Genomic DNA, 26505 nt, shown 5'->3' with positions numbered 1-26505 from the left:
CCACCGCGTAAAGTGACCGGTTCACTTCCCACAAGGAGTCTCCCGTGCAGGACGACCACGACGACACCGACACCCCAGGCTGGGACGCGATCAACGCCGCGCTTGCGCCGTTGCATGCCGGCCAGGAACCGCGCCATTACGGCACTGCATTGCCATACACGCTGGGTGGCCAGGATCCCCTCGATGGCATCAGCGTGTACTGGGCGGATGCGCCGGTCCCGCACTGGCACTACATCACCTATGGATTCTCCGAGCTGTACGCCAAGGAGAGCGGCGATGCCGCCAACAGCGGTTATGGCTTCGAACTGACGTTCCGCCTGGCTGCGAGCACCGGCGAGACCACAGGCAGTGAGCCGCCGGTGTGGCCGATGAACCTGCTGCAGAACCTGGCGCGCTATGTGTTCGGCAGCGGCAATGTGTTCGAGGACGGTCACCACCTCAATGCCAATGGTCCGATTGCGCTGGAGACCGACACGCGGTTGTGCCACCTCGCCTTCATCGCCGACCCGCAGCTTCCCGCGCGTGATACCGCAAACGGTCATCTGCAGTTCCTGCAGCTGGTCGGGTTGACCGACGAAGAAATGGAGGCGGTCAAACGCTGGTCGACGCGCGGTGTGCTGCAGGTGCTGCAGCCGGCGATGCCGCTGTGGATCAGCGACCTGCACCGCGGCAACCTGCTGGACGATGCGGGGTTGGCGCAGCAGGTGAGGGCCGGCAGCGAGCGCGAGGGCTCCAGTACCGGCATGTTGTTCATCGAGACACTGGATTGGCGGCAGGAGGCGGGCATCACTACCCTGGTGCTGGGGGCCGGCCAGGTCGCCAGCGTGTGCGAGCTGCTGCCGCTGCGCCTGCGCCATGGCAAATCGCTGGAACTGGTCAGCCGCGAGCGGCAGTGGGAATTCATTCCGGCCGGGCGCAGTGACGTCGGCGACGTGTCCGCCGACAGCGCGCGCTGGGCACTGGACGAGCCGGGACTGCAGGCGCTGGCGGGCGTGCGTGCCGAGCGCGGTATCTACCCGGTGGCGGCGGCGCTGCGCATCGAAGTGGTGCCGACCTACCTGCGCGATGCCAAGGGCGAAGTGATCCGCCAGATCGGCTGATCGGGTCGATGGAGCCGATGGGTCAGAGCCGCCTGCTGCGCAGACGGTTCCGACCCCGCCTCGGGGCCTCTGGGGCCGGATCCGCTCGCCACGCGAACGGCTCTGACCCCTGACCAGGGTCAGGCCAGGCCTTCGGCCTTCAGCACGGCCTGCACGCCGGCATCGGCGTCCATGCGCGCTTTGTAGGCGGCAAGGTTGTCCAGGCCGGACAGATCGACCTTGGTACCGGCGGCCCAGCGCAGGGTGATGTAGAAGTACGGATCGGCGAAGCTGCGGAAGCCGGCGAGCCACGGCTTGTCGGACAGCTGCTTGTCGGCGGTCTCGAACAGGCCACGCAGGCGCTTGTGTGCGGCGGCGCGGATCGCATCGAACTGGCTTTCGTCGGCAATGAACTTGCCCGGCGCGAACAGCGGCGAGAACGCCGGATGCACATCGGAGTTGACAAAGGCGAGCCAGCGGGTGGCCTCGGCGCGCTGGCGCGGACTACCGTCGCCGCCGAGGCCGGCCTGCGGGAAGCTGTCAGCGATGTAGCCCATGATTGCCGCGTTCTGCAGCAGCACGAAGTCGCCATCGACCAGCGCGGGTACCGCGCCGGCCGGATTGATCTTGAGGAATTCCGGACCCTTCAGGGTGTCCTTGTTCAGCAGTTCAACCTCGAACGGCTGGCCGGTCCATTGCAGGGCGATGTGGTCGGCGGTGGAACAGGCACCGGGCTTGCTGTACAGCTTCATGGGAACTCCAGGTGATGCGTGCGGGAAGCACCCACTATCCCAGAGCCTGGCGGCGGGCGGCAACGCTGCCGCCAGCACGGATCGTTACGACTGCCGTGGCTTGAGGTTCTGCACCTTATAGAAGGTGTGATCGCCGATGGTGGCCACCTGGTAGGCGTTGCGCCAGTTCGGGCTGGCGATGGCCAGCGCGGCGAAGTGACTGGCACCGGGCACGATCTCGCGGCGCTCGCCGGCCGGCAGCGCCCAGTTGCGCTCGGCGTCGAAGGCCACGTTCATCGCCTCGCTCCAGGCCGCGTCGTTCCCCAGCTGGGTGCCGGGGGAGACGATGGTCGGTGCGAACTGCTTGCGCGCGGTCACCACCTGGCACATCGAGTCACCCCACAGGCCGCTGTCGAGGCGGCGCAGGGCAACCTCGGCCACGGCCTGTTGGCCACGCAGGGTCTGGTCGCGGGCTTCCAGGTACACGGTGGTGCTCAAACACAATGAATCAGCGGCCGGCTGCGGTAACAACTGCGACAGCCAGAGAATCCAGGCCAGTTTCATATAACTCCTTGCTCCGTATGGGCCGCACGCTCCGGTTCCGGCCGCGGGCGCGACAGGAGGCGGGGTACGACTTGGCGTCATGGGGAGGCGGCCATCGGGGCCGCCCCGTGGGCAGCCCCAAAAGAACGATCAGTACCGATCGAGGGGGCCGCGCCGGCTCACCGGAAACTGGCTGGTGAGCGGAAAGATGGCGCAAGGTAGGGGGGGATAGCCGAACGCATCGTGAATCGCCCGGCTTGACATTCAGGTTCGGCAGGGGTGACGGAAATCACATTCCGCCCCCCATTCAGGTGCTCATCAAAGCGCAGCGGCGACCCGGCTGCCCTGGTCGATCGCCCGCTTCGCATCCAGTTCGGCGGCCACATCGGCGCCGCCGATCAACTGTGCGTTGATGCCGGCGGCCTGCAGTTCGGCCTCCAGCGTGCGGTTCGGTTCCTGGCCGGCGCAGATCACCACGTGATCGACCGGCAGCAGTTGTTCGCTGCCTTCAACGCGGATGCGCAGGCCTTCGTCGTCCACGCCCAGGTACTCGACGCCGCCGAGCATGCGTACGCCCTTGGCCTTCAGTGTGGCCCGGTGGATCCAGCCGGTGGTCTTGCCCAACCGCGCGCCGGGCTTGCCCGGGCTGCGCTGCAGCAGCCACAACCGGCGCGGCGACGCCTCGGCCTGCGGCCGCGCCAGCGAGCCGCGGGCCTCGAAGGTGGCGTCCACGCCCCATTCGGCCATCCAGCGCTGCGGGTCCAGCGACGGCGACTCGCCCGAATGGCTGAGGAACTCGCCGACGTCGAAGCCGATGCCGCCGGCGCCGATGATCGCCGCATTGGCGCCGACTTCGACACGGCCCAGCAGCACGTCCAGGTAGTTCACCACCTTGGCGTGGTCGGCACCGGGGAAGTCGACCCTGCGCGGGGTGATTCCCGTGGCCAGCACCACCTCGTCGAAGCCGGCCAGATTGGCGGCATCGGCGCGGGTGCCGAGGCGCAGCTGCACGCCAGTCTCGCCCAGCGTGTGGCGGAAATAGCGCAGGGTCTCGTGGAATTCTTCCTTGCCCGGGATGCGCTTGGCCACGTTGAACTGGCCGCCGATCTCGTCGTTGGCATCGAACAGGGTCACCTGGTGGCCGCGCTGGGCAGCGACGGTGGCGCAGGCCAGGCCGGCCGGGCCGGCGCCGACCACGGCGATCTTCTTCGGCGCGGCAGTGGGGTGGTAGACCAGCTCGGTCTCGTGTGCGGCACGCGGATTGACCAGGCAGCTGGCCAGCTTGTTCTCGAACACATGGTCCAGGCAGGCCTGGTTGCAGGCGATGCAGGTGTTGATCGCCTCGGCACGGCCGGCACGCGCCTTGTTCGGCCACTGCGGGTCGGCCAGCAGCGGCCGCGCCAGCGACACCATGTCGGCGCCGCCGCCGGCCAGGATGCGCTCGGCCACGTCGGGCATGTTGATGCGGTTGGTCGCCACCAGCGGCAGCTTTACGTGCGGCTTGAGCTTGGCGGTAACCCCGGCGAAGGCCGCGCGCGGTACCGAGGTGGCGATGGTCGGAATGCGCGCTTCGTGCCAGCCGATGCCGGAGTTGATGATGGTCGCACCGGCAGCCTCGATGGCCTGCGCCTGCTGCACGATCTCGTCCCAGTTGCTGCCGTCTTCCACCAGGTCGACCAGCGACAGGCGGTAGATGATGATGAAGTCCGGGCCGCAGGCTTCGCGGATGCGGCGCACGATTTCCACTGCGAAGCGCATGCGCTGGCGTGCGTCGCCGCCCCATTGATCAGCGCGCTTGTTGGTACGCGGTGCGATGAACTCGTTGATGAGGTAACCCTCCGAGCCCATCACTTCGACGCCGTCATAGCCGGCCTCGCGGGCCAGCTTCGCGCTGCGTGCGTAGTCGGCGATATGGCGTTCGACACCACCGGCCGACAGCGCGCGCGGGGTGAACGGGTTGATCGGCGCCTTCAGCTTCGACGGCGCCACCGACAGCGGGTGGTAGGCATAGCGGCCGGCATGCAGCAGCTGCAGGCAGATCTTCGCGCCGTGCTGGTGCGCGGCGGCGGTCAGCTGGCGGTGCGGCCGCACTTCCCAGGGCCAGGAGAGCTTGCCGCCGAATGGCTTCAGCCAGCCGACCACGTTCGGGGCGAAGCCACCAGTGACGATCAGGCCAACACCGCCCTCGGCGCGCTCGGCGAAGTAGGCCGCCAGCCGCGGGAAGTCGCGGGCGCGATCTTCCAGGCCGGTGTGCATCGAGCCCATCAATACGCGGTTGCGCAGCTGGGTGAAGCCCAGGTCCAGCGGGGCGAACAGGTGGGGATAGGCGCTTTCGTTGGCTGGCGACATGGTCGATACGCTTGCGTACGGAAGCGCGAAGGGTGCCGCGAAACGGCGGCCGGGGCAAGGGCCGGCCTTTGGGTAGTGCCGGCCGCTGGCCGGCATTCGGGGTAGCTCAGGGGGACTGCGGCTGCCGGCCAGCGGCCGGCACTACCGCGGGACGACCAATCCCGAACCAGCCCAGCGTCACCCCGCACAGCGGGCCGATGAGCAGGGCGAAGGCCAGCGTACCCAGGCCGACATTGCCGCCCAGCCACCAGCCCAGCAGCAGCACGCTGCCCTCGATCAGGCTGCGCACCTTCCAGATCGGCCAGCCAGTGCGGGCGTGCAGGCCGGTCATCAGGCCATCGCGCGGGCCCGGGCCGAGCTTGGCACCGATGTACAGGCCGGTGGCCAGCGCGACCAGCAGCATGCCGGCGCAGAACATCGCGAGCTGCCAGCCGAGGCCGACTGCTGGCGGCAGCAGCCACAGCCCGAACTGGGCCGAGGGACCGATCAGCATTACGTTGAGCACGGTTCCCACGCCCGGCTTCTGCCGCAGCGGCCACCACAGCAGCAGCACCAGTGCGCCGATCACGTTGGTGGCCAGGCCGAAGGACAGCGGCGTCTGCGCGGCGATGCCCTGCGACAGTACATCCCAGGGCGCCACGCCGATGGCGGCGCGGATCATCAGCGAGGCACCGAAGCCGTACAGGAACAGGCCGACGGTCAGTTGCAGCAGGCGCAGGGGCAGAGCGGTGGGCATGGCGGTCTCGGGGGGAGGGGAATCTGTTTCCACCGTAATCCCGATTCCGTTGATTCAATAGATACAGATGCAGGCCAATCCACCGCCACAGGCGGGCCGCACAGCCGAGCATGGGCTCGGCTCTACATCAGCATTCGAGCCAAGCCGAGTGTGGACGCGTTCCTACCCGACCGCTCACTCGCCCCAGCCCACCAGTGCCAGCTTGCCGAGCGTGCGTCCGCTGGCCAGGCGCTGATGCGCGATGTCCAGATTCGCCGCATTGATCGTGCCCAGCGTCTCGCTGAGCGTGCCACGCAGCTGGCCGGCATCGATCATGCTGGCTGCGCGGCTGAGGATGCGGTGCTGCTCGATGCGGTCGGCCGTGGCGAAGCGCGAGCGCGCGAACATGAATTCCCAGTGGATGCCGATGCACTTGGCTTTGTAGGGATCGCCGATACGCAGCGGGCCGCGCGGTTCGACGATGAGGCCGACATGTCCCTGCGGCGCCAGCAGCAGGCCCAGTTCGTCCCAATAGTGATCAGTGTCGGCCAGGTTGAGTGCGACCTGCACCGCATCGATTCCCAGCGCCTGCAGTTGTGGCAGCAGCGGTTGCCGGTGGTCGATCACGTGCTGGGCACCCATTCGCCGGCACCAGTCGATCGAGGCCTCGCGGGATGCGGTGGCGATCACCTCGAAGCCTGCGTGACAGGCCAGCTGGATCGCCATCGAGCCGACGCCACCTGCGCCGCCGATCACCAGCAGGTGCTGGCCGGATTGGCGACGGTCATCCAGCCGCAGGGGCATCCGCTCGAACAGCAGTTCCCATGCGGTGAGGGTGGTCAGTGGCAATGCGGCGGCCTCGGCGAAGTCGAGGGTGGTCGGCTTGCGTGCGACCAGGCGCTCATCCACCAGCTGGTACTGCGCGTTGCAGCCGGGGCGGGTGACATCACCGGCGTAGTAGACCTCGTCACCGGAGGCGAACAGGCTGGCCTCGTCGCCGATCGCCTCGACCACGCCGGCGGCGTCCCAGCCGAGGACGCGGGGGGCGTCGAGCGTGGCCGGATCGGTGGCGGCGCGCTGCTTGCTGTCGACGGGGTTGACCGAGACCGCCTCGACCCGCACCAACAGGTCGCGGCCGCCCGGAGGCAGCGGTGGAGGCAGATGAATATCGTGCAGGGCGGGGGCGGATTCACGACTCAGGGCGACGGCTTTCATCTCGGCTCCGGCTGGGTTCGTATCTGCATCATAAGGTTCCTCACCTTTCCGCAAACGCGCTGAATCGCGTGATGCAGTGTGTGGCGAAGAATGTCGCTTTTCGCACTTAAACCCCGTCAAACCCTTGCAGCGTGAGGGTCTTGCGGATTTTCATCATCCTGTATAGGGTTTCAACGTCGGACCGGTGGAGGGTCGGGCACAACACTTCACATGTTACGGGACTGTTAACATGACCTTCACCCGCCTGAGCATAATGTTCGCGGCGGTGGCGTGCTGAATCGGCTGTCGAGCTTCGACGCAGTAGTGCTGGCCCATGCCTCTACCGGTTTCATACCCCCGAAATAGGAGCTGTACTCAATGAACAAGAAGATCCTTACTGCCGCGCTGCTGGGCGGTCTGGCTTTCGCCCAGGCTGCTTCCGCGCAGGAGTTCGATGACCGCTGGTACCTGACCGGTTCGGCCGGCTTCAACTTCCAGGACAGCGACCGTCTGACCAATGACGCTCCGTTCGTGACCCTGGGCCTGGGCAAGTTCATCAGCCCGAACTGGTCGCTGGACGGTGAGCTGAACTATCAGAACCCGAACTTCGATTCGAACAAGGACCTGAACTGGTCGCAGTACGGCGTCTCGCTGGACCTGCGTCGCCACTTCATCAAGGAAGGCCGCGGCTGGAACCCGTACATCGTCGGTGGCCTGGGCTACCAGAAGTCGGAAGAAGAGTACCCGGCGCTGAATGCCAATGGTCCGCGCCAGCGTAAGGACGGCAACGTTGCCGCCAAGCTGGGCGTCGGCCTGCAGACCACCTTCGAGAAGCGCGTTGCTGTCCGCGCCGAAGTGGCCTACCGCGCTGACTTCGACGACCAGAGCGTTGCCGCTCCGAAGGAAGACTGGTTCGGTGACGTGCTGGCTTCGGTCGGCGTCGTGATCCCGCTGGGCCCGGCCCCGGTGGCAGCTGTGCCGGCTCCGGCTCCGGTTGCCCCGAGCTGCGCCGACCTGGATGACGACGGTGACGGCGTCAACAACTGCGACGACAAGTGCCCGAACTCGCAGCCGGGTCAGACCATCGGTCCGGACGGTTGCCCGGTGCCGGTCTCCATCGACCTGAAGGGCGTCAACTTCGACTTCGACAAGTCGAACCTGCGTCCGGACGCCGTGGCGATCCTGAGCGAAGCCACCGAGATCCTGAAGCGTTACCCGGATCTGCGCGTTGAAGTCGCCGGTCACACCGACTCGAAGGGTACCGACGCTTACAACCAGAAGCTGTCGGAGCGTCGTGCTACCGCCGTGTACAACTACCTGACCAAGAACGGCGTTGACGCCGGTCGCCTGGTCGGCCCGATCGGCTACGGCGAGAGCCGTCCGATTGCCCCGAACACCAACCCGGATGGTTCGGACAACCCGGAAGGTCGCGCCAAGAACCGTCGTACCGAGCTGAACGTCCAGAACTAAGTTCTGACGCTCTGCCAGTAGGACACAGCAGGACCCGGCTTCGGCCGGGTCTTGTTGTTTCTGCGGCCTGGACTGTCCGGACCCCCCGAAGTCGCCCGCTGACGGCCAACCGTTCGTCGGTAATTTTCTTCTAGAACCAATGAGTTGCCGTATTCATTGAAAGTGGCGCTTGAAAGCTGTCGCGGCATTGCTAAACTCGCCGCGTCACTTCCTTTCCTGGATGCCCTTCATGCTGCGCTCTGCATCGGCCGCCGTCCTGGCGCTGGCCCTGGTTCCCGCCGCCCACGCTGCGGTCGATTGCTCGGTCAACACCAGCGCCTCGCCGCTGCCGTTGCCGGCCACGACCATCGCACCGGTGGCTGACGAGCTGTACATCCGTGGCAACCAGCTGGGCATGCCGGCCGGCGTGCTGAGCGGCAACTACGATCCGTCGCAGTCGCTGGACCAGGTGCTGCAGCGTCTGCGCATTGATGGTTGCCAGAACATCGCCAAGGCCATTCCGAGTGCACCAGCGGTGAAGCCGAACGATCCGGCCGCCTACAAGCCGCAGACCGAGTTCGACAATACGCCGTGGCGCTTCGACATGAGCCAGAACGGCAAGCGCATGACCGCCGAGGAGTTCGACGCCTGGATGAAGGCGCGTGGTGTGCGCGTGGTCAAGGCGCGTCCGGCTCCGGCAGCGACCCCGGCAGCCACCCCGGCCGCAGCCGAAGTACCGGCTGAGACCAAGCCGGTCGACAAGAAGTAAGCGACGCGGGGAGCAGAGGCTTGCGCACGCGCCGCCCACCTGCCGCCCCCGCCGCCCGCTCCCACGCCCCGCGTGGGCGTGCGAACCCGAACGCCTCCAGTGGTGTGCGCCATGGCCTGGCGCGCGTGCTGTCCAAGGCCGGCGTGTGCTCGCGCAGCGAGGCCGCGCGCTGGATCGCCGAAGGGCGGGTACGCGTCTCTGGCCGCATCGTCCGTGATCCTGAATTTCCAATTGCCAGCCCGGCACCGCTGATCGAGGTCGACGGCCAGCCGATGGCTGCGCCGCAGCGCCTGTACCTGATGCTCAACAAGCCACGGGGCGTGGTCACTACCGCACAGGACGAGCGTGGACGTGACACGGTCTACCGTTGTTTCGATGGTGCCGGCCTGCCGTGGATCGCACCGGTCGGGCGCCTCGACAAGGCCAGTGAAGGCCTGCTGTTGTTCAGCAATGATCCGCAGTGGGCGGCGCATCTGACCGATCCGGAGACCGGGCCGCAGAAGACCTATCACGTGCAGGTGGACCGCCTGCCCGACCAGGACACCCTGGCCGCGTTGCGCGCCGGTGTCGAAGACGAGGGCGAGTTCCTGGTCGCCCTGGCCGTGCGCGTGCTGCGCAGCGGTGACAAGACCGCGTGGCTGGAGGTGGTCCTCGACGAGGGTCGCAACCGCCATATCCGTCGCCTGTTGGCGGCCTTCGACCTGCAGGTGCTGCGCCTGGTCCGGGTTGCGATCGGAGAGCTCACGCTCGGCGATCTCGGCAAGGGCCAGTGGCGGGTGCTTGAGGTCAGCGACCAGCAGCGGCTGGGGGCCGCTGCAACAGGCTGATCATCGCCTGCGGCCGGCAACTGCCGGTCACCGTTCCAGGCGTAGGGGGCGCCTGGTTGTTGAATTTCCCGAACGGAGCCTGCCCACCATGTACCACCCGACCCTCAACCAAACCCTGCGCTGCGCAGGCCTGCTGCTGCCGATGGTGCTGCTCACGGCCTGTGGCGGCCACAAGAAAGTGGCCAAGGCGGAAACGCCTGCCGAAACCCCGGTGGTGGAAGTGAAGACCCCGGAACTGGACGGTCGCGGCAGCTACCGCTTCCTGATGAGCAACGGCGACAAGAAGATGACCGCCGACGAGTTCGATGCCTGGATGAAGGCCAACGGCATCCGCGTTGCCAAGGGCAACGGCCAGGATGCCGCTGCCAAGCCGGTGGTGGTGGCCAGCAAGGACGAGCCGAAGGGCAAGAAGAAAAAGAAATGACGCCTGTGGGTGTCGACCTTGGTCGACACGCCTTGACCGATGGGTCAGAGCCCTTTCCGCAGGAAAGGGATCCGACCCCGGCCATGATCAACCCTTGATCACGCCCAGCTCGACGCCGATGCGGGTGAACGCATCGATGGCGCGATCCAGGTGGGCACGCGTATGCGCGGCGCTGATCTGGGTACGGATGCGGGCCTGGCCCTTGGGCACCACCGGGAAGAAGAAGCCGATCGCATAGATGCCTTCCTCAAGCAGGCGCTCGGCGAACTTCTGTGCAAGCGGTGCGTCGTACAGCATCACCGGGCTGATCGGGTGCACGCCCGGCTTCACGTCGAATCCGGCGGCGGTCATCTTTTCGCGGAAGTAAGCGGTGTTCTCGGCCAGGGAGCCGCGCAGGTCATCGGCGGCGGCTAGCATCTCGAATGCCTTGATGCCGGCAGCAACCACGTGCGGCGGCAGCGAGTTGGAGAACAGGTAGGGACGCGAGCGCTGGCGCAGCAGTTCGATCACTTCGGCGCTGGCGCAGGTGAAACCGCCCAGCGCACCGCCCATGGCCTTGCCCAGGGTGCCGGTGATGATGTCGATCTTTTCCAGCACGCCTTTCACCTCGGCCGAACCGCGGCCGGTGGCGCCAAGGAAGCCAGTGGCATGGCACTCATCGATGTGCACCAGCGCGTTGTACTTCTTCGCCAGTGCGGTGATCTCGTCCAGCGGGGCGATGAAGCCGTCCATCGAGAACACGCCGTCGGTGGTGATCAGCTTGGTCTTGCAGCCGGCGGCATCCGCGGCCTGCAGCTGCGCTTCCAGGTCGGCCATGTCGCAGTTGGCATAGCGGAAGCGCTTGGCCTTGCACAGGCGCACGCCGTCGATGATCGAGGCATGGTTCAGCGCGTCGGAAATGATCGCGTCGTTCTCACCGAGCAGCGGCTCGAACAGGCCTCCGTTGGCATCGAAGCAGGCCGCGTACAGGATGGTGTCCTGCTTGCCGAAGAACTCGGCGATCTGCTTTTCCAGCTGCTTGTGCAGGTCCTGGGTGCCGCAGATGAAGCGCACCGAGGCCATGCCGAAGCCGTGGCTGTCCAGTGCGTCCTTGGCCGCCTGGATCAGGTCCGGATGATCGGCCAGGCCCAGGTAGTTGTTGGCGCAGAAGTTCAGCACCGTGCGGCCGTCGTCGAGGGTGATCTCGGCCGACTGCGGGCTGGTGATGATCCGCTCGGACTTGAACAGGCCCTGGGCGCGGATGGCGTCCAGTTCCTCGGCATAGTGGCGGGTCAGGGCGGAGGAGGCGTCGGTCATGGCGTGGGCACGGCTCTGAACGGGGAAACCACTGATTCTACCGGGCATCGCCGCTCGCCAACCGGCCTTGGTGGGGCATCGCCACGGCCGGCACATGTTGCATCGCAATAGCAAACTGGTTAAGAATTCGTGAACCGGAGCTGTCGGGCTCCGGCCGCTACGCCCGCTCCTGCCTTCCACGCCACCGCCCCCACCGGAGACGCTCATGACGCACGCCCGTGCCTGCCTCGCCATTGCCGCTGCCCTGACCCTGGCCGCCCCGTTCGCCGCCAGCGCCCAGGAAAACGAATCGCCGTACAGCTGGAACGTCACCGCTGTTTCCGATTACCTGTTCCGTGGTGTGTCGCAGACCGATGAGGATCCGACCCTGCAGGCTGGCTTCACCTACACCAGCCCGGTCGGCCTGTATGCCGGCGTCTGGGGCTCGGGCGTGGACTTCGGTGCAGGTGATCCGAAGACCGAGGTCGACTACCTGATCGGCTACGGCGTGGACGTCACCGAGCGCGTCAACTTCGACGTGCTGCTGAACCGCTACACCTACCTGAAGTCCAGCCACCAGAACTACAACGAGCTGATCACCACCACCACGCTGGATGACACCTACAAGCTGACGGTGGCCTACACCAACGATGTATGGAACAGCAGCACCGATGGCTGGTACTTCGGCCTGGGTGGCAGCTGGGGCCTGCCGAAGGACTTCACCCTGAATGCCAATGTCGGCCGCAGCACGTTTGAAGACGGCATCGCCAAGGATTACACCGACTGGAATGTCGGCGTTGAGCGCCAGTTCGGGATGGCCAAGGTCGGCCTGGGCTACTACGGCACCGACGGCAACGGCCGCGACAACTCCGGCAAGCTGGCCCACAGCCGCGTGATGCTGAGCGTGGCCATCGGTAAGTAACGCCGCAGGCGTTACGGTAGGTGCCAGGCTTGCCTGGCACGCTTTACGAAAAAGGCGCCCATCGGGCGCCTTTTTCAATTTCAAGGTGTGCCGAGCAAGCTCGGCACCCACTCATCGCGCGCGGCGAAGGGTCAATTCCAGCTCAAAACAACCTTGCCGGCCTTGCCTTCTTCCATCAGGTCGAAGCCCTTCTGGAAGTCGTCGATCGGCAGCTGGTGGGTCATCACCTTGCCGAGCGGGAAGCCGGACAGCACCAGCTGGGTCATCTTGTACCAGGTCTCGTACATCTTGCGGCCGTAGATGCCCTGCACGGTCAGGCCCTTGAAGATGATCTTGTCCCAGTCGCAGCCGGCGCCCTTGGGCATGATGCCGAGCATGGCGATCTTGCCGCCGTGGTACATGCAGTCGAGCATGTCGTTGAACGCACGCGGGTTGCCGCTCATTTCCAGGCCCACGTCGAAGCCTTCCATGTGCAGTTCCTTCATCACGTCCTTCAACGAGGTGTTGGCGACGTTGACCACGCGGGTGGCGCCCATGTCGGCGGCCAGCTTCAGGCGGAAATCGTTGACGTCGGTGACCACCACGTTGCGTGCGCCGATGTGCTTGCAGATGCCTGCGGCGATGATGCCAATCGGGCCAGCGCCAGTGATCAGCACGTCTTCACCGATCACGTTGAACTCCAGCGCGCAGTGCGCGGCGTTGCCGTACGGATCGAAGAACGCGGCCAGCTCGGACGGAATCTGGTCCGGGATCGGCCACAGGTTGCTGGCCGGCATCACCATGTATTCGGCGAACGCGCCGTTGACGTTGACGCCGATGCCGACGGTGTTCGGGCACAGGTGCGGGCGGCCGCCACGGCAGTTGCGGCAATGGCCGCAGACGATGTGGCCTTCGGCCGAGACGCGCTGGCCGATCTCGTAGCCGGTCACGCCCGGGCCGATCTCGGCGATGCGGCCGACGAACTCATGGCCGATGGTCAGGCCCGGCTTGATCGTGCGCTGGCTCCATTCGTCCCACAGGTAGATGTGCAGGTCGGTACCGCAGATCGCGGTCTTTTCCAGCTTGATCAACACCTGGTTGGGGCCCGGGGTAGGCACCGGAACCTCTTCCATCCAGATGCCCTTGGCTGCTTCGCGCTTGACCAGGGCCTTCATCGTTTGCTGCGCCATCGGGGTGGAACTCATCAGGGGGAAAACGCGGATTATAGAGGCCCGCGCGGAATTCCCATGTTGCGCTGCGGGTGCAGTGGCGGAACGAAAGGCGTGTGCTGGCGGGCGTTTCGAACGTGCTGCGAACAGCGGCGCCTCCCTGATCCGGGAAAGGGGGCGTGGTCACCCTGGCCGGGACACGCAAAAGCCCCTCCATGGTGCTCGATGGCGCCTTGCTCGTGCGCGCTGTCCTGCGCACACGGCAAGACCGGGGTTGGCGTCCTGCCCAACCCGCCAGTCGCATGCGCCCGGCCCATGGCGCCAACGGTCCCGTCCAGGGTGACCACGCCCCCTCTGGACGATTTCCGTGTGCGCGGCCGACGTGCGCGTGGCAGAGCGAGAAGTAGGTCCATGACTTCCGGGGTTCGGGGCGGGGCAGGGCGGCGGGCTACAATCGAAGGTTCCACTACCAGGGGCCGCTCCATGCGCTCGAACCTGCTTGCATTCTCCATCGTCGCCAGCCTCGGGCTGGCCCAGGTCGCCCATGCCGCTGAAGGCATGTGGGTGCCGCAGCAGCTGCCGGAAATCGCCGGCCCGCTGCAGAAGGCCGGCCTGAAGCTGTCCCCGGAACAGCTGTCCAACCTGACCGGCGACCCGATGGGCGCGGTCGTCGCCCTCGGTGGCTGCACCGCCAGCTTCGTCTCGCCGCAGGGCCTGGTGGTCACCAACCACCACTGCGCTTATGGCGCCATCCAGCTGAATTCGACTGCGCAGAAGAACCTGATCAAGGACGGCTTCAACGCGCCGACCCTGAAGGATGAACTGAGCGCCGGCCCGAACGCCCGCGTGTTCGTGCTCGACCAGATCACCGACGTCACCACCCAGGCCAAGGCCGCCATCGCTGCCGCCGGCAACGACCCGCTGGCCCGCAGCCGCGCGTTGGACGCCTTCGACAAGGCACAGGTCGCCGCCTGTGAAGCCGACGCCGGCTTCCGCTGCCGCCTGTACAGTTTCTCCGGTGGCAACACCTACCGCCTGTTCCGCAACATGGAAATCAAGGACGTGCGCCTGGTCTACGCGCCCCCGGGCAGCGTCGGCAAGTTCGGTGGCGACGTCGACAACTGGATGTGGCCGCGCCACACCGGTGATTTCTCGTTCTACCGCGCCTATGTAGGCAAGGATGGCAAGCCGGCCGCCTTCGCCGCCGACAACGTGCCGTACCAGCCCAAGCACTTCCTGAAGTTCGCCGACCAGCCGCTGGGTGCCGACGACTTCGTGATGGTGGCCGGCTACCCGGGCCGCACCAACCGCTACGCACTGGCCGGCGAGTTCAACGAAACCGCCAGCTTCACCTACCCGACCATCGCCAAGCACTACAACGCAGTGCTGAAGATGATCGCCGATGCCGGCAAGGCCGACGCCGACGTCAAGGTGAAGTACGCCGCCACTGCCGCCAGCATGAACAACGTGGCCAAGAACTACCTGGGCCAGCTGGAAGGCTTCAAGCGCATCGACGCCGCCGGCCAGAAGCAGGCTGAAGAAGCCGCCGTGCTGGCCTGGCTGAAGAAGCAGGGTGCTGCCGGCAAGCCGGCCCTGGCCGCACACGCGCAGCTGCTCAAGCATCTGGATACCAGCAAGTCCACCCGCGAACGCGACCTGTTCGTCGGTCAGTTCAACAACACCTCGGCCGTCGGCGCGGCGATCACCCTGTACCGCCTGTCGATCGAGCGCAGCAAGCCGGATGCCGAACGCGAAGCTGGTTACCAGGAACGCGACCTGACCACCATCGAAGGCGGTCTGAAGCAGATGGATCGCCGCTACGTGGCGAAGATGGACCAGCAGTTGCAGGCCTACTGGCTGGACCAGTACGTGGCTCTGCCGGCCGCGCAGCGCGACAACGAAGTGCTGAACAAGTGGCTTGCCGGCAGCGATGCCGCTGCGGTGAAGTCGCTGGTGGCCAAGCTGGGCGGCACCGAGCTGGGCAGCCTGGACACCCGCCTGAAGTGGTTCAAGGCCGACCGCGCTGCGTTCGAAGCCAGCAACGATCCGGCCATCCAGTACGCCGTTGCGGTCATGCCGGCGCTGCTGAAGCAGGAAGAGCAGAAGAAGATCCGCGAAGGCGAATCGCTGACCGCACGTCCGCTGTACCTGCAGGCGGTGGCCGATTACAAGAAGAGCCAGGGCGAGTTCGTCTATCCGGATGCCAACCTGTCGCTGCGCATCACCTTCGGCAACGTCATGGGGTACGGCAAGGACGGCGTGAAGTACACCCCGTTCACCACCCTGGAAGGCGTGGCGGCGAAGGAAACCGGTGAAGATCCGTTTGATTCGCCGAAGGCGCTGCTCGATGCGGTCAAGGCCAAGCGTTACGGTGGCCTGGAAGACAAGCGCATTGGTTCGGTGCCGGTGAACTTCCTGTCCAACCTGGACATTACCGGCGGCAACTCGGGTTCGCCGGTGCTGGATGCCAACGGCAAGCTGGTGGGCCTGGCCTTCGACGGCAACTGGGAATCGGTCAGTTCCAACTGGGTGTTCGACCCGGTGATGACCCGCATGATCGCCGTGGACAGCCGCTACATGCAGTGGATCATGCAGGAAGTGGCGCCGGCGCCGCAGCTGCTGAAGGAACTGAACCTGGCGAAATAAACCGGTTGCGGTAGTGCCGGCCGCTGGCCGGCAACCTCGACCAGATAGCCGGAGTTTCCGAAACCCCGCGACCTACGTCGCGGGGTTTTTTCGTGCCCGGCCCGGCCGGGTCCGCCGAACAGGTATCATCCCTGTTCCGTGGACTTCACAGGATGTGAACGAAACGCGGAAACCTCCTCCCCCCAGGACCCCTTGCACGCATGCGCATCCTGCTTGCCCGCCACGGTGAAACGCCGTGGAACGCCGAAGGCCGCTACCAGGGCCAGATCGATATTCCGCTTTCGCCGATCGGCGAAGCTCAGGCCCAGGCCCTCGGTGCCCGCCTGGCTTCGGTCGACATCACCCGTGCGGTGGCCTCGCCGCTGTCGCGCGCCCAGCGCACCGCGCAGCTGGCGCTTGGCGCCGCGCGTGCCGACATGCTGCTGACCGAGCCGGAGCTGCAGGAAATCGCGCACGGTGAGTGGGAAGGCCTGCTCGCCAGCGAGATCAACGAGAAGGACCCGTCGCGCCTGCAGGCCTGGCGCGAGGAGCCCGATACCGTGCTGATGCCCGGCGGCGAATCGCTGCGCCTGGTGCTGGAACGCAGCTGGCGTGGCCTGGCCCGTGCCACCGAAGGTCTCGGCGAGCACGACACGCTGCTGGTGGTTGCCCATGACGCGGTCAACCGCGTGATCCTGTGCAAGGTGCTGGGCCTGCCGATTTCCCGCCTGTGGACCTTCCGCCAGGCGCCGACCACGCTCAACCTGCTCGAAGGCGCCGATCTGGACAGCCTGGAAGTGGTGCGCCTGAACGACTGCGCCCACCACACGCCGTTCTTCGGCGAAGCCAAGCACCGCGCACTCTGACCCGCCACACCGAACCACCTGTACCTGCTGGAAGCACTGCCGTGACGAACACCCCGACCACCCTGGCCGATTGGCTGGATTACATTGAACGCCAGCACCCGGCGAGCATTGACATGGGACTGGAGCGCGTGCGCACCGTTGCCACCGCGATGGGCCTGGGTGCACCGGCCGGGCGCACCATCGTGGTCGGTGGCACCAACGGCAAGGGGTCCACCGTGGCCTTCATCGAGTCCATCGCGCGTGCTGCCGGCTGGAAGGTCGGCGCCTACACCTCGCCGCACCTGCTGCGCTACAACGAACGTGTGCGCATCGATGGCCAGGATGTCGACGATGCGGCGCTGGTTGCTGCGTTCAATGCCGTCGAAGCGGCGCGCGGTGACACCACGCTGACCTATTTCGAGTACGGCACGCTCGCTGCGCTGCAGCTGTTTGCCGACGCCGGGCTGGATCTGGCCGTGCTGGAAGTGGGCCTCGGTGGCCGCCTGGACGCGGTCAACATCGTCGACGCCGATGTATCGGTGATCACCACCGTGGACATCGATCACGCCGAATGGCTGGGCGATGACCGCGAAGCCATCGGTACCGAGAAGGCCGGCATCATCCGCGGCTGGAAGCCGGTGATCCTGGGTGAGACCGATCCGCCATCAAGCGTGCTGGCGCGTGCCTACCTGGTGGGTGCCAACGCGATCCGCGGCGGCAGCGACTACTTCTACGAGCCGATCGATGCCCAGCGCTGGCGCTGGCGCGATGTCGGTACCCGTCTGGAGCTGCCGACCCCGGCGCTGGCCGGGCCGATCCAGCTGGCCAATGCCGGTGCTGCGATCGCTGCACTGCGTGCGCTGGACAAGCCGGTGCCGCGCGCCGCGTGGGCCGAAGGCGTGGCCGCCGCCCGCATCGCCGGCCGCCTGCAGGCGTTCGAGCGTGACGGCGTGCAGATCCGCGTGGACGTGGGCCACAACCCGCAGGCCGCCGGCCAGCTGGCGCGCGCGCTGAAGGCCGAGGCGGTACCTGGGCGCACCCTGGCGGTGTACGCCGCGCTGCAGGACAAGGACGCGCTGGGCGTGGTGCAGGCACTGCAGGACGTGGTGGGCGAGTGGACCCTGGCCGGCCTGGACGGCCCGCGTGGGCAGAGCGCGGCGCAGCTGCAGGCGCGCCTGGCCGATACCGCTGCCGCTGCCGCACAGCTGTCCGACAGCGTCGAACAAGCGCTGGCGCAGGTGCTGGCCCAGGCCAAGCGCGGTGACCGGGTGCTGGTGTTCGGCTCGTTCCACACCGCCGCCGCGGCCCTGCAGTGGCTGCAGGACCCGGCCTGATCCACGTTCAGCCAACGCCGACGCCGTCCGGTCCGGCACCCGTATAATCGACCGCAACCCCCGGACAGTTGCCTGCCTCACGTGGATACGCCTCTGAAACAGCGTCTGATTGGTGCCATCGTGCTGGTAGCGCTGGCCGTGATTTTCCTGCCGATGCTGGTCAAGGGGCCGGCCCCGGACAGTGGCGTGGCCAATGTGCCGATCGCCGCGCCGGATGCGCCAGCCGATGGCCAGTTCGAAACCCGCGAACTGCCGCTGGTTGCGCCGGCGGGCGGTGCCACCGGCCTGCAGACCGGCCAGACCAAGCCGCTGCCGGATGCTGCCGCACCGGCCACGCCGCCGACCGTGGACACCTCGCCTGCGGTGGCCGCCGGCAACTACGCGGTCACCTTCGGTGCCTACGGCAGCAAGGCCGACGCCGATGCGGTGATTGCCTACCTGAAGCGTTCGCAGCTGCCGGGCTTCGCTGAGAGCGCCACCATCAACGGCCGCCAGGCATGGCGCGTGCGGGTCGGGCCGTATGCCGACCGTGCCCAGGCCGAGGCGGCCCGGCTGCAGGCGGTGAAGATCCGTGCGGATGTGAAGGCTGAGGTTATTGCTCTGGATGCGGCGACGGGCGGCAACGCCGCAGTTGCCGCCACTCCGGCGCCTGCGCCGGCGAGTGCGAGCACCCCGGCGGCAGCCACCGCACCCTCGGCCAATGGCAATCCGGTGCGCAGCGAAAGCCTGCCGCCGAGCACGCCGACTGCCACCACCACCCCGGTGGCCAAGCCGGAGCCGCCGAAGCCGGCACCGAAGCCGGAAGCCAAGCCTGAGCCCAAGCCGGAAACCGCGGCCAGCAAGCCGACGACGGCGCCGGCCACGCCTGCAGCCCCGGCCGCCAGTGGCGTCGGCTTCGCGGTGCAGCTGGGCGCTTTCGGCCAGGCCAACGATGCCAATGCCCTGCGCGACAAGGTCCGCGCCGCTGGCTTCAGCGCCTTCGTCGAGCAGGTGCGTACCGACAAGGGCACCCTGCATCGTGTCCGCGTCGGACCGGTGGCCAACCGCGCCGACGCCGAACAGCTGAAGGCGCAGGTCGCCGCCAAGGTCGGCGTGGCCGGCATGGTGCGACCGCACCCATGACCCACGCGCAGCCCCGTTGCCAGCGCCGCCGAAGGAGCGGGGCGCCATGATCGACGTGGTGCTGCTGATCGTGATCGCCGCCTCGGCCCTGCTGGGGATGCTGCGCGGCTTCGTCGGCATCGTCATCGGCACCCTGTCGTGGCTGTTGGCCGCGTGGGCCGCCTTCGCCTTCGGCAATGACGCGGCCCACTGGTGGGCCGCACCGGCCGCACCGGGCGGCGAGCACTTCGTCGGTGGCTACCTGGGCGTCGGCATCGGCGTGATGATCGTGGTCGCGGTGATCGGCATGGTCATCAAGGCCATGGTCCATCGCAGCATGCTGACCAGCCTGGACCGCCTGCTGGGCGGCGTGCTGGGCGTTGTCCGTGGCGGCCTGATCGCCGCGATCCTGCTGCTGCTGGGCAGTTTCACTCCGCTGACCGCCGAGCCCTCCTGGCAGCGTTCGGCGGTGCGCCCACTGCTGAACCCCACCGTGGCCTGGATGAACAGCAAGCTGCCGCACTGGGAGGTTCCCGGGGCCGATCTGCTGCCCAAGGCCTTGCCGACCGACGCGCTGTCCCCATCTGCATTGATGGAGTTGGGCAAGAACGCAGGCGCCGGGTTGGGAAAGCCGGGCGCGGCAGGCGATAATGGCATCCTCAATCAGGTAGTGGCAGGCAGCGGATGGCTGCGGCCTGCGAAAGCGGAACAGGGCGATTCCTACGATCCGGCCGAAGTGCGTCCGGACGCCCCAGCACTGCCGGACAGTATCGAGCCGGGCGATCCGGCCAATGTCGACCGCGCGCGCGGCGACCACCGCGGCCAGGTACGGCCACCTTCCTTGTAACTGGGCACAGCCCAGCGGAGACCTCGCACCATGTGTGGCATCGTCGGAATCGTCGGCAACCAGAACGTCGCCGGGCAGTTGTATGACGGCTTGACCGTTCTCCAGCATCGCGGCCAGGATGCGGCGGGCATCGCCACCGTCAATGGCAGCCGCCTGCGGGTGCAGAAGGCCACGGGCCTGGTCCGCGATGTGTTCGATGCACGCACGATGTCCACCCTGGAAGGCAGCGTCGGCATCGCCCATGTGCGTTACCCGACCGCCGGCTCGGAAGGCATGGACGAGGCACAGCCGTTCTATGTGAATTCGCCCTACGGCATCGCGCTGGCCCACAACGGCAACCTGATCAACACCGAGGCGCTGCGCCAGCAGGTGTTCGAGCAGGACCGCCGCAACGTCAACACCGATTCGGACAGCGAAGTGCTGCTGAACGTGTTCGCCTACGAACTGGAGCAGCAGCGCCAGCTCAGCCCGGAAGCCGCGATCCGCGCGGTGGCCGGCGTGCACCGTCGCTGCAAGGGCGGTTATGCGGTGGTCAGCGTGGTGCTGGGCCTGGGCCTGGTCGCCTTCCGCGATCCGCATGGCATCCGTCCGCTGGTGCTGGGCAAGCGCAGCCACGCCGAGGGTGACGAGTACATCGTCGCTTCCGAATCGGCTGCGCTGGACGTGCTGGGCTTCCAGCGCGTGCGCGATGTGCAGCCGGGCGAAGCGCTGGTGATCACCGCGCGTGGCGAGCTGTTCTCGGAGATCTGTGCCGAGCCGGCCGAGCACACCCCGTGCATCTTCGAATACGTGTACTTCGCGCGCCCGGATTCGATGATCGACAACGTCTCGGTGCACAAGGCGCGCATGCGCATGGGCATCAAGCTGGGCGAGAAGATCCTGCGCCTGCGCCCGGACCACGACATCGACACCATCATCCCGATCCCGGATACCTCGCGCGATGCCGCGCTGGAGATCTCCAACGTGCTTGGGGTGAAGTACCGCGAAGGCTTCATCAAGAACCGCTACATCGGCCGCACCTTCATCATGCCGGGCCAGGGTGAGCGGGTGAAGTCGGTGCGCCGCAAACTCAACCCGATCCACCTGGAGTTCCGCAACCGCGTGGTGCTGCTGGTGGACGACTCGATCGTGCGTGGCACCACCAGCCAGCAGATCGTGCAGATGGCCCGTGATGCGGGCGCACGCAAGGTCTACCTGGCCAGTGCGGCACCGCCGGTGCGTTACCCGAACATCTACGGCATCGACATGCCGGCGGCCGAAGAGCTGGTCGCGCATAACCGTACCGTGGAAGAGATCGAAGCCCACCTGGGCTGTGACTGGCTGATCTACCAGGACCTGGAAGACATGGAAGCGGCAGTGAGCGAGGGCAACCCGGCGCTGCGCAACTTCGATTCGTCCTGCTTCAATGGCCATTACCCGACCGGCATCGAGCCGGGCTACTTCGAGCGCATCCAGCAACTGCGTTCGGATGACGCCAAGCACAAGCGCCGCGCCTGAGGTCCAGGCGTGATTGACGTGCCCGACGTCGGTGGCGATCTGCTGCGTGCCGCGCAGCAGTGCCTGGCGGAAGCCGACGCGCTGCGCAAGGTCGCGCTGACCCAGGCTTATGCGGCCGCGTTCCGTGCCGGCCGCCTGAAGGTGGCGGCCGATGCGCCGCCGCCCGAGCCGATCCGCATGCCGGGCCGGCCGGCGCAGCTGGTACTGGTGCATCCGCGCGAAGTGCCGCGGCGCGGGCTGGGCGGCGTGGAAGGGCGGGCTGCCTTCATCCATGCCATCGCCCACATCGAACTCAACGCGATCGACCTGGCCTGGGATGCGGTGTATCGCTTCCGTGGCCTGCCGTCGGCGTTCCTTGCCGATTGGGTGAGTTGTGCCGACGACGAATCCCGGCACTTCATGCTGCTGCGCGAACGCCTGCAGGCCCACGGCCATGATTACGCCGATTTCCCCGCGCACAACGGCTTGTGGGAGATGTGCGAAAAGACTGCGCATGACGGCCTGGCACGCATGGCATTGGTGCCGCGGGTACTGGAAGCACGTGGCCTGGACGTGACTCCGGGCATGATCGAGAAACTGCGCAATGTCGGTGACGCTGAAACCGCCGATGTGCTGGAGGTGATCCTGCGTGAGGAAGTGGCGCACGTCGCTGCGGGTTCGCGCTGGTTCCGCTGGTATTGCGACCGTGCCGGTATCGAGCCGCGCGCACGCTTCAAGGAGCTGCTGGTCGAATACGCTGGCGGCTATCTGTATGGCCCCTTCAATCTGGAGGCGCGACTGCTGGCCGGCTTCGATGCCGACGAACTGGCCAACCTGGTCGAGCAGGCCGGCTGAAAAAAGGGACGGAGGGGATCAGGTCGTTTGAGGCACAAACGACCTGATCCCCTCCGTCCCTTTTTTTGCTTCACCCGTTCGGCAACACCACGCGCCTGCCATCCACCGTCGGCCGGTTGATGTAGAACAGGCCGGGCCCTGGCCGGTAGGGCAGTTCGCTCACCCCGGCATCGGCGGCATAGGTCAGTGCGGTATCGCCCAGTGCATCGAAATTCCAGTGCGCCGACTGCATCAGATAGCGCCGCCTCAGCAGCGACTCCTGGGTCGGGGTCAGCGTCTGCCCGGCGACCAGTCGCCGTGCAATCGGCAGCAGCGCGGAGGGGAGCGCCCAGCCTGGAACATCGGCTGCATCGGCACGCCACTGAACGCCGGCATCGCGTGCGTGCTGCTGCATCACCTGCAGCGCAATCAGCTGGTACCGCCAGTCGATGCGCCGGCGCAGCACCACGGCAGCAGTCACGTACAGCACCGGTGACAGCAGGACGCTGCGGCTGCCTGCTCGACGCTGCTGCTGCCACTGGTGCCAGACATCGACCCACACTTCCTTCTGGTCCGCGCCCAGCTGCTGCCGCCAGCGCTCGGCATCGGCCTGCGCTTCGGCATAGGCGGTGGTTGCCTGCAGCACCGTCAGGGGCGGTATCTGGTAATCGGCAATGGCCGTGCGACGCAGCTGCTGCCGACGCGGACGACTGAGCAGCTTGGGGCCTTCTTCGATCTGGTTGTAGCCACCGCCGATGTTGGCGTGCACGCCCGGCAGTGCGATTTCGGTGAAGGGAGGGGCCACGCTGGTGAGCGGATAGTGCTGGCGGTGTTCGTCGCGTGCGCTCAACTGCAGCACCTGACCGGCGATGCCGGTACGCAGCGCGAGCCGTGGCTGTTCGTCGGCGCGGCCACCATTGACTGCAACCACGGTGTCGAACAGGCCGATGAAGCGCAGTGCCGGTGTTGCGGCAGCGAAGTCACCGGTACAGGACAGGCCGGACGACTGCAGCAGTTGCCGCCAGCGTGCGTTGTCCCAGGCCTGCAACTGGTTGGCGAGATCACGTGCAGCGGCGGCACCGCGCGAATAGCCGAACAGGTCGAGCTGCACGCGGCGCAGCGGCTGCTGCCAGCGTGTGGCCAGTTCGCCCAGCGCGGCCGGCAGCAGCACCTGCAGCGCGCGTTGCACTTTGGCCCGCACGCCGCTGGCGCCGATACCGAAGGCCAGGCCGATCAGGTCGTCGTCTGCATCATCGCGGGTGCCGACGCCTTCCACATAGATCGACAGCGATGCAGTCGCCAGCGTATCGCGGCGACTATCCGGGTACAGCTGCTGCAGGCGGGCGATGTTGGTCAGGCCGTTGTCGTAGCTGCTGGTCAGCCGGCTCTGGTAGGTCGAATCGTCATCGGCGCGGAGCTGGGCCGGGCGCGGCTGTGGCAGCTGCGGGCGGCCGCGTTCCAGATTGTGTGCGTTGTTGCGGGTGCCATCGAAGAACAGGCCGATCCGCAGCAAGCCGACATCTTCGTCCGTGTCCTGCGATGGTGCCATGTGCATTCCCCGTCGTGGCTGCGTCGCGGTAGCGCGAAAGCGATGTGTTGGCGAAGTGTAGTGACGCTTTTGACCTGACTGAACGCAGATGCGGTCGATCACACTTCCTGATTTTCATTCCCATCTTCTATTGAATTCACACGACCCGCGCAGGCCAGATGGCCAGACCCGGCAAACCCGGGCGTGCTGCATCAACGCTGTTCACATCATTCAAGGAGCGACGCAATGTTGTCCAGATCGATTGGCAAAGCGGCAGGTGGCCTGGTGTTGGGTTTGTCGGTGGCGGCGGCCGCGCACGCCGCACCGTTGTTCGAGCCGGTGACGGTCATCAGCCGGGCATCGGCAAACAGTGAGCCCGCGCTGGGCAAGCTGCTCGCCACCCCGTCCACAGCGACGGTACAGGAAGTGCGTGTCGATGCTGCTGCCACCGCGCAGCCGCAGCTGGAGTTCGAACTGCTCGGCCAGCGCGTACAGGCACTACGCAGCAAGGTCGAGTCGCTGCCCGATGGCGGCAGCATCTGGTATGGGCAGTTCCGCTCGCCCTCCGACCGGCTGACCGCTGCCACTTCGAACGGCCAGGATGATCCTGGCAATTCAGTGATCCTGGTGCGTTCGGGCAACACCATCACCGGTTCAATCCGCAAGGACGGCAAGCTCTACCGGCTGCGTCCGCTGGGTAACCGCCATGTGCTGGTGGAAGTGGACGAGTCGCGCATGCCGGCCGACCATCCGGCCGACTACAACCAGCTGCCGAAGATTCCGATGGGCGACAACGATCGCATCGGCATCGCGCAGGCTTCGTCCGGTACGCCGGCGACCATCCGCGTGCTGGTGGTGGCGACCAATGCCGCCGTCGCAGCCTATGGCGGCAACATGCAGTCGCTGGTGCAACTGGCGGTAGCCGAATCCAACCAGGGCTACGTCAACAGCAACGTGGGCATCACCATGCAGCTGGCCGGCTACGAGACCACCAGCTACACCGAGTCCGGCAACTTCACCACCGACCTGACCCGCTTCCGCAACACCAGCGACGGCTACATGGACAGCATCCATACCAGCCGCAACAACACCGCTGCCGACGTCGGTGTACTGCTGATCAACAACACCAGCTACTGCGGGTTGGCTTCGGGTATCGGTTCCACCGCATCGACCGCGTTTGCCGCGGTGTACTGGGATTGCGCCACGGGCTACTACTCGTTCGCTCATGAAATCGGCCACCTGCAGAGCGCACGGCACGACATCGCCAGTGATCCGAGCACGTCACCGTACGCCTATGGCCACGGCTATCGTTATGAGCCGGCGAGCGGATCGCGCTGGCGCACGATCATGGCCTATGACTGCTCGGCCGGCTGCCCGCGGCTGAACTACTGGTCCAATCCGAACATCAGCTACAACGGTGTGCCGATGGGCATCGCCAGCAGTGCCGACAACCAGCGTGTGCTGGTCAACACCAAGGCCACCATCGCGGCCTTCCGCTGAGTCCAGGCGCCGGCCAAGGTCGGCGTCTACCAGGGCGCGTGCACCTGCTCTGGTAGATGCCAACCTTGGTTGGCACCCTGCGATCCATCATTCGCGGCTGAGCGTGTCCAGGGTCCAGCCATTGGCGTCCACGCGCAGCACCGAACCCTGTTCGTACCAGTCGCCCAGCACGATGCGGGTGCAGGCACGGCCACCGACCTGCAGTGCATGGATGGCCGGGCGATGAGTATGGCCGTGGATCATGGTGTCCACCCCATGGCGCACGAAGGTGGCATCGACTTCGGCCGGGGCCACGTCGGTCACGGTCTCGAACTGCGCACGATCGCCCTGCTTCATTTCCGACTGGCGGGCCTGGCTGGCGTCGCGTGCCTTCTGTGCGAACGCGATGCGCGCGGCCAGCGGCTGTGACAGGAACTGCGCCTGGAATGCGGGGTCGCGCGTCTGTGCGCGGAACTGCTGGTAGGGGATGTCATCGGTGCACAGCAGGTCACCGTGCTGCAGCAGCACCGGGCGGCCGTACAGCTCGATCACGCACGGGTCGGGCAGGATGCGCAGGCCGGCGCGGCGTGCGTAGTCCTCGCCGAGCAGGAAATCGCGGTTGCCACGGATGAAGTATGCGGGCACGCCGCTGTCGGTCAGCACCTTCAACGCATCGGCCACCGCATCGGCGGCGGGCGAGGGGGTGTCGTCGCCGATCCAGGCTTCGAACAGGTCGCCGAGGATGTAAAGCGCATCGGCGGTGGGCGCCTGCTCGCGCAGGAAGCGCAGGAACAGGTCGGTGATCTCCGGACGGCTGGGGTCCAGGTGCAGGTCGGAAATGAACAGCGTGGTCATGCCTGCATTCTAGGGCATCCGCCCGCCGGGGATGCCGCTGCGCTCGCCGGACACGGCCCGGCGCTACCAAGGGGCTGCTGCGCTCGCTGGGCCTGGCGCGGCGTTGCCCGGGAATCGCGTGCTGACCGGTGGCGCCGGGCCATGCCCGGCGGAAAG

General features: G+C 66.6%; 23 protein-coding genes. 14 read left to right on the top strand and 9 right to left on the bottom strand.

The genetic code is table 11. The annotated features are described in order from the left end of the window. Positions 1-44: 44 nt before the first annotated feature. A complete protein-coding gene (locus V9K93_RS04695) occupies positions 45-1100 on the top strand; it encodes a suppressor of fused domain protein (protein WP_337302142.1) in 1056 nt (351 codons plus the stop codon). Positions 1101-1219: 119 nt separating this feature from the next. On the opposite strand, the gene V9K93_RS04690 is transcribed toward V9K93_RS04695, so the two are convergent. The 5 genes from V9K93_RS04690 to V9K93_RS04670 form a co-directional block, all read right to left on the bottom strand. Next, positions 1220-1831, bottom strand: coding sequence for a glutathione S-transferase N-terminal domain-containing protein (locus V9K93_RS04690; protein ID WP_253079326.1), 612 nt, complete (start codon positions 1829-1831; stop codon positions 1220-1222). Between the two features lie 84 nt (positions 1832-1915). Further along, complete coding sequence (locus V9K93_RS04685) at positions 1916-2374, bottom strand: cell wall hydrolase (RefSeq protein WP_004145661.1); 459 nt, start codon at positions 2372-2374, stop codon at positions 1916-1918. Between the two features lie 297 nt (positions 2375-2671). Further along, the gene (locus V9K93_RS04680; protein ID WP_337302141.1) at positions 2672-4702 is read right to left on the bottom strand and encodes an FAD-dependent oxidoreductase; all 2031 of its coding nucleotides are present in this window, start codon (positions 4700-4702) and stop codon (positions 2672-2674) included. A 106-nt stretch (positions 4703-4808) separates the two neighbouring features. Next, on the bottom strand, positions 4809-5438 hold the full coding sequence (gene yczE / locus V9K93_RS04675; protein WP_253079324.1) for a membrane protein YczE: 630 nt from the start codon (positions 5436-5438) through the stop codon (positions 4809-4811). 174 nt (positions 5439-5612) lie between these two features. Beyond that, complete coding sequence (locus V9K93_RS04670) at positions 5613-6632, bottom strand: zinc-binding alcohol dehydrogenase family protein (protein ID WP_337302140.1); 1020 nt, start codon at positions 6630-6632, stop codon at positions 5613-5615. A gap of 357 nt (positions 6633-6989) precedes the next feature. Here V9K93_RS04670 and V9K93_RS04665 point away from each other — a divergent pair, with 357 nt between their 5' ends. The 4 genes from V9K93_RS04665 to V9K93_RS04650 all read left to right on the top strand — a co-directional run bounded on the left by V9K93_RS04665 (position 6990) and on the right by V9K93_RS04650 (position 10080). Further along, positions 6990-8081 carry an OmpA family protein gene (locus V9K93_RS04665; protein WP_046988126.1) on the top strand — a complete coding sequence of 364 codons (1092 nt, stop codon included), beginning with the start codon at positions 6990-6992 and terminating at the stop codon, positions 8079-8081. A gap of 229 nt (positions 8082-8310) precedes the next feature. After that, a complete protein-coding gene (locus V9K93_RS04660; protein ID WP_046988125.1) occupies positions 8311-8829 on the top strand; it encodes a hypothetical protein in 519 nt (172 codons plus the stop codon). A gap of 20 nt (positions 8830-8849) precedes the next feature. Further along, complete coding sequence (locus tag V9K93_RS04655) at positions 8850-9656, top strand: pseudouridine synthase (protein ID WP_253079321.1); 807 nt, start codon at positions 8850-8852, stop codon at positions 9654-9656. Positions 9657-9744: 88 nt separating this feature from the next. Next, positions 9745-10080 carry a hypothetical protein gene (locus tag V9K93_RS04650; protein WP_005412356.1) on the top strand — a complete coding sequence of 112 codons (336 nt, stop codon included), beginning with the start codon at positions 9745-9747 and terminating at the stop codon, positions 10078-10080. An 87-nt stretch (positions 10081-10167) separates the two neighbouring features. On the opposite strand, the gene kbl is transcribed toward V9K93_RS04650, so the two are convergent. Further along, positions 10168-11376 carry a glycine C-acetyltransferase gene (gene kbl / locus V9K93_RS04645; RefSeq protein WP_337302139.1) on the bottom strand — a complete coding sequence of 403 codons (1209 nt, stop codon included), beginning with the start codon at positions 11374-11376 and terminating at the stop codon, positions 10168-10170. A gap of 205 nt (positions 11377-11581) precedes the next feature. Between kbl and V9K93_RS04640 the strand changes: the two genes are divergently transcribed. Continuing rightward, positions 11582-12277, top strand: a complete 696-nt coding sequence (locus tag V9K93_RS04640; RefSeq protein WP_136639885.1) for a TorF family putative porin — start codon at positions 11582-11584, stop codon at positions 12275-12277. Between the two features lie 131 nt (positions 12278-12408). Here V9K93_RS04640 and tdh read toward each other — a convergent pair whose 3' ends face one another. Beyond that, a complete protein-coding gene (gene tdh, locus V9K93_RS04635; RefSeq protein WP_032952044.1) occupies positions 12409-13431 on the bottom strand; it encodes an L-threonine 3-dehydrogenase in 1023 nt (340 codons plus the stop codon). 477 nt (positions 13432-13908) lie between these two features. On the opposite strand from tdh, the gene V9K93_RS04630 reads away from it, so the two are divergent. From V9K93_RS04630 to V9K93_RS04600, 7 genes are all read left to right on the top strand, one after another. After that, positions 13909-16071 carry a S46 family peptidase gene (locus tag V9K93_RS04630; RefSeq protein ID WP_253079319.1) on the top strand — a complete coding sequence of 721 codons (2163 nt, stop codon included), beginning with the start codon at positions 13909-13911 and terminating at the stop codon, positions 16069-16071. A gap of 200 nt (positions 16072-16271) precedes the next feature. Then, positions 16272-16916: a histidine phosphatase family protein gene (locus V9K93_RS04625; RefSeq protein ID WP_010483945.1), complete on the top strand. Its 645-nt coding sequence runs from the start codon at positions 16272-16274 to the stop codon at positions 16914-16916. A gap of 41 nt (positions 16917-16957) precedes the next feature. Then, a complete protein-coding gene (gene folC, locus V9K93_RS04620; protein ID WP_046982507.1) occupies positions 16958-18229 on the top strand; it encodes a bifunctional tetrahydrofolate synthase/dihydrofolate synthase in 1272 nt (423 codons plus the stop codon). Between the two features lie 81 nt (positions 18230-18310). Then, on the top strand, positions 18311-19351 hold the full coding sequence (locus V9K93_RS04615; RefSeq protein ID WP_136639882.1) for an SPOR domain-containing protein: 1041 nt from the start codon (positions 18311-18313) through the stop codon (positions 19349-19351). 46 nt (positions 19352-19397) lie between these two features. Then, entirely contained in the window at positions 19398-20177 is a 780-nt protein-coding gene (locus V9K93_RS04610) for a CvpA family protein (protein ID WP_046982505.1), read from the top strand. A 30-nt stretch (positions 20178-20207) separates the two neighbouring features. Then, complete coding sequence (purF, locus tag V9K93_RS04605; RefSeq protein WP_012510177.1) at positions 20208-21674, top strand: amidophosphoribosyltransferase; 1467 nt, start codon at positions 20208-20210, stop codon at positions 21672-21674. Between the two features lie 9 nt (positions 21675-21683). After that, positions 21684-22508, top strand: coding sequence for a ferritin-like domain-containing protein (locus V9K93_RS04600; RefSeq protein ID WP_337302138.1), 825 nt, complete (start codon positions 21684-21686; stop codon positions 22506-22508). Positions 22509-22578: 70 nt separating this feature from the next. Here the strand turns inward: V9K93_RS04600 and V9K93_RS04595 are convergent, their stop codons facing one another. Then, positions 22579-24036 (bottom strand): T6SS phospholipase effector Tle1-like catalytic domain-containing protein, encoded by a 1458-nt coding sequence (locus V9K93_RS04595; protein ID WP_337302137.1) that lies wholly within the window; start codon positions 24034-24036, stop codon positions 22579-22581. A 225-nt stretch (positions 24037-24261) separates the two neighbouring features. On the opposite strand from V9K93_RS04595, the gene V9K93_RS04590 reads away from it, so the two are divergent. After that, the gene (locus tag V9K93_RS04590; protein ID WP_046982503.1) at positions 24262-25515 is read left to right on the top strand and encodes a zinc-dependent metalloprotease; all 1254 of its coding nucleotides are present in this window, start codon (positions 24262-24264) and stop codon (positions 25513-25515) included. 87 nt (positions 25516-25602) lie between these two features. Here V9K93_RS04590 and lpxH read toward each other — a convergent pair whose 3' ends face one another. Continuing rightward, positions 25603-26349, bottom strand: coding sequence for a UDP-2,3-diacylglucosamine diphosphatase (lpxH, locus tag V9K93_RS04585; RefSeq protein ID WP_046982502.1), 747 nt, complete (start codon positions 26347-26349; stop codon positions 25603-25605). Between the last annotated feature and the right edge of the window lie 156 nt (positions 26350-26505).

This window comes from Stenotrophomonas sp. CCNWLW162 (assembly GCF_037203745.1).
Lineage (GTDB): Bacteria > Pseudomonadota > Gammaproteobacteria > Xanthomonadales > Xanthomonadaceae > Stenotrophomonas > Stenotrophomonas maltophilia_AQ.
Note: the sequence above shows the minus strand (reverse complement) of the source record. Positions and strands in the feature narration are given on the sequence as shown.

Coding starts and splice junctions, on each gene's coding strand:
- V9K93_RS04690 (WP_253079326.1), bottom strand. CDS start 1,831: ATGAAGCTGTACAGCAAGCCCGGTGCCTGTTCCACCGCCGACCACATC.
- V9K93_RS04685 (WP_004145661.1), bottom strand. CDS start 2,374: ATGAAACTGGCCTGGATTCTCTGGCTGTCGCAGTTGTTACCGCAGCCG.
- V9K93_RS04680 (WP_337302141.1), bottom strand. CDS start 4,702: ATGTCGCCAGCCAACGAAAGCGCCTATCCCCACCTGTTCGCCCCGCTG.
- yczE (WP_253079324.1), bottom strand. CDS start 5,438: ATGCCCACCGCTCTGCCCCTGCGCCTGCTGCAACTGACCGTCGGCCTG.
- V9K93_RS04670 (WP_337302140.1), bottom strand. CDS start 6,632: ATGAAAGCCGTCGCCCTGAGTCGTGAATCCGCCCCCGCCCTGCACGAT.
- V9K93_RS04665 (WP_046988126.1), top strand. CDS start 6,990: ATGAACAAGAAGATCCTTACTGCCGCGCTGCTGGGCGGTCTGGCTTTC.
- V9K93_RS04660 (WP_046988125.1), top strand. CDS start 8,311: ATGCTGCGCTCTGCATCGGCCGCCGTCCTGGCGCTGGCCCTGGTTCCC.
- V9K93_RS04650 (WP_005412356.1), top strand. CDS start 9,745: ATGTACCACCCGACCCTCAACCAAACCCTGCGCTGCGCAGGCCTGCTG.
- kbl (WP_337302139.1), bottom strand. CDS start 11,376: ATGACCGACGCCTCCTCCGCCCTGACCCGCCACTATGCCGAGGAACTG.
- V9K93_RS04640 (WP_136639885.1), top strand. CDS start 11,582: ATGACGCACGCCCGTGCCTGCCTCGCCATTGCCGCTGCCCTGACCCTG.
- tdh (WP_032952044.1), bottom strand. CDS start 13,431: ATGAAGGCCCTGGTCAAGCGCGAAGCAGCCAAGGGCATCTGGATGGAA.
- V9K93_RS04630 (WP_253079319.1), top strand. CDS start 13,909: ATGCGCTCGAACCTGCTTGCATTCTCCATCGTCGCCAGCCTCGGGCTG.
- V9K93_RS04625 (WP_010483945.1), top strand. CDS start 16,272: ATGCGCATCCTGCTTGCCCGCCACGGTGAAACGCCGTGGAACGCCGAA.
- V9K93_RS04610 (WP_046982505.1), top strand. CDS start 19,398: ATGATCGACGTGGTGCTGCTGATCGTGATCGCCGCCTCGGCCCTGCTG.
- purF (WP_012510177.1), top strand. CDS start 20,208: ATGTGTGGCATCGTCGGAATCGTCGGCAACCAGAACGTCGCCGGGCAG.
- V9K93_RS04595 (WP_337302137.1), bottom strand. CDS start 24,036: ATGGCACCATCGCAGGACACGGACGAAGATGTCGGCTTGCTGCGGATC.
- V9K93_RS04590 (WP_046982503.1), top strand. CDS start 24,262: ATGTTGTCCAGATCGATTGGCAAAGCGGCAGGTGGCCTGGTGTTGGGT.
- lpxH (WP_046982502.1), bottom strand. CDS start 26,349: ATGACCACGCTGTTCATTTCCGACCTGCACCTGGACCCCAGCCGTCCG.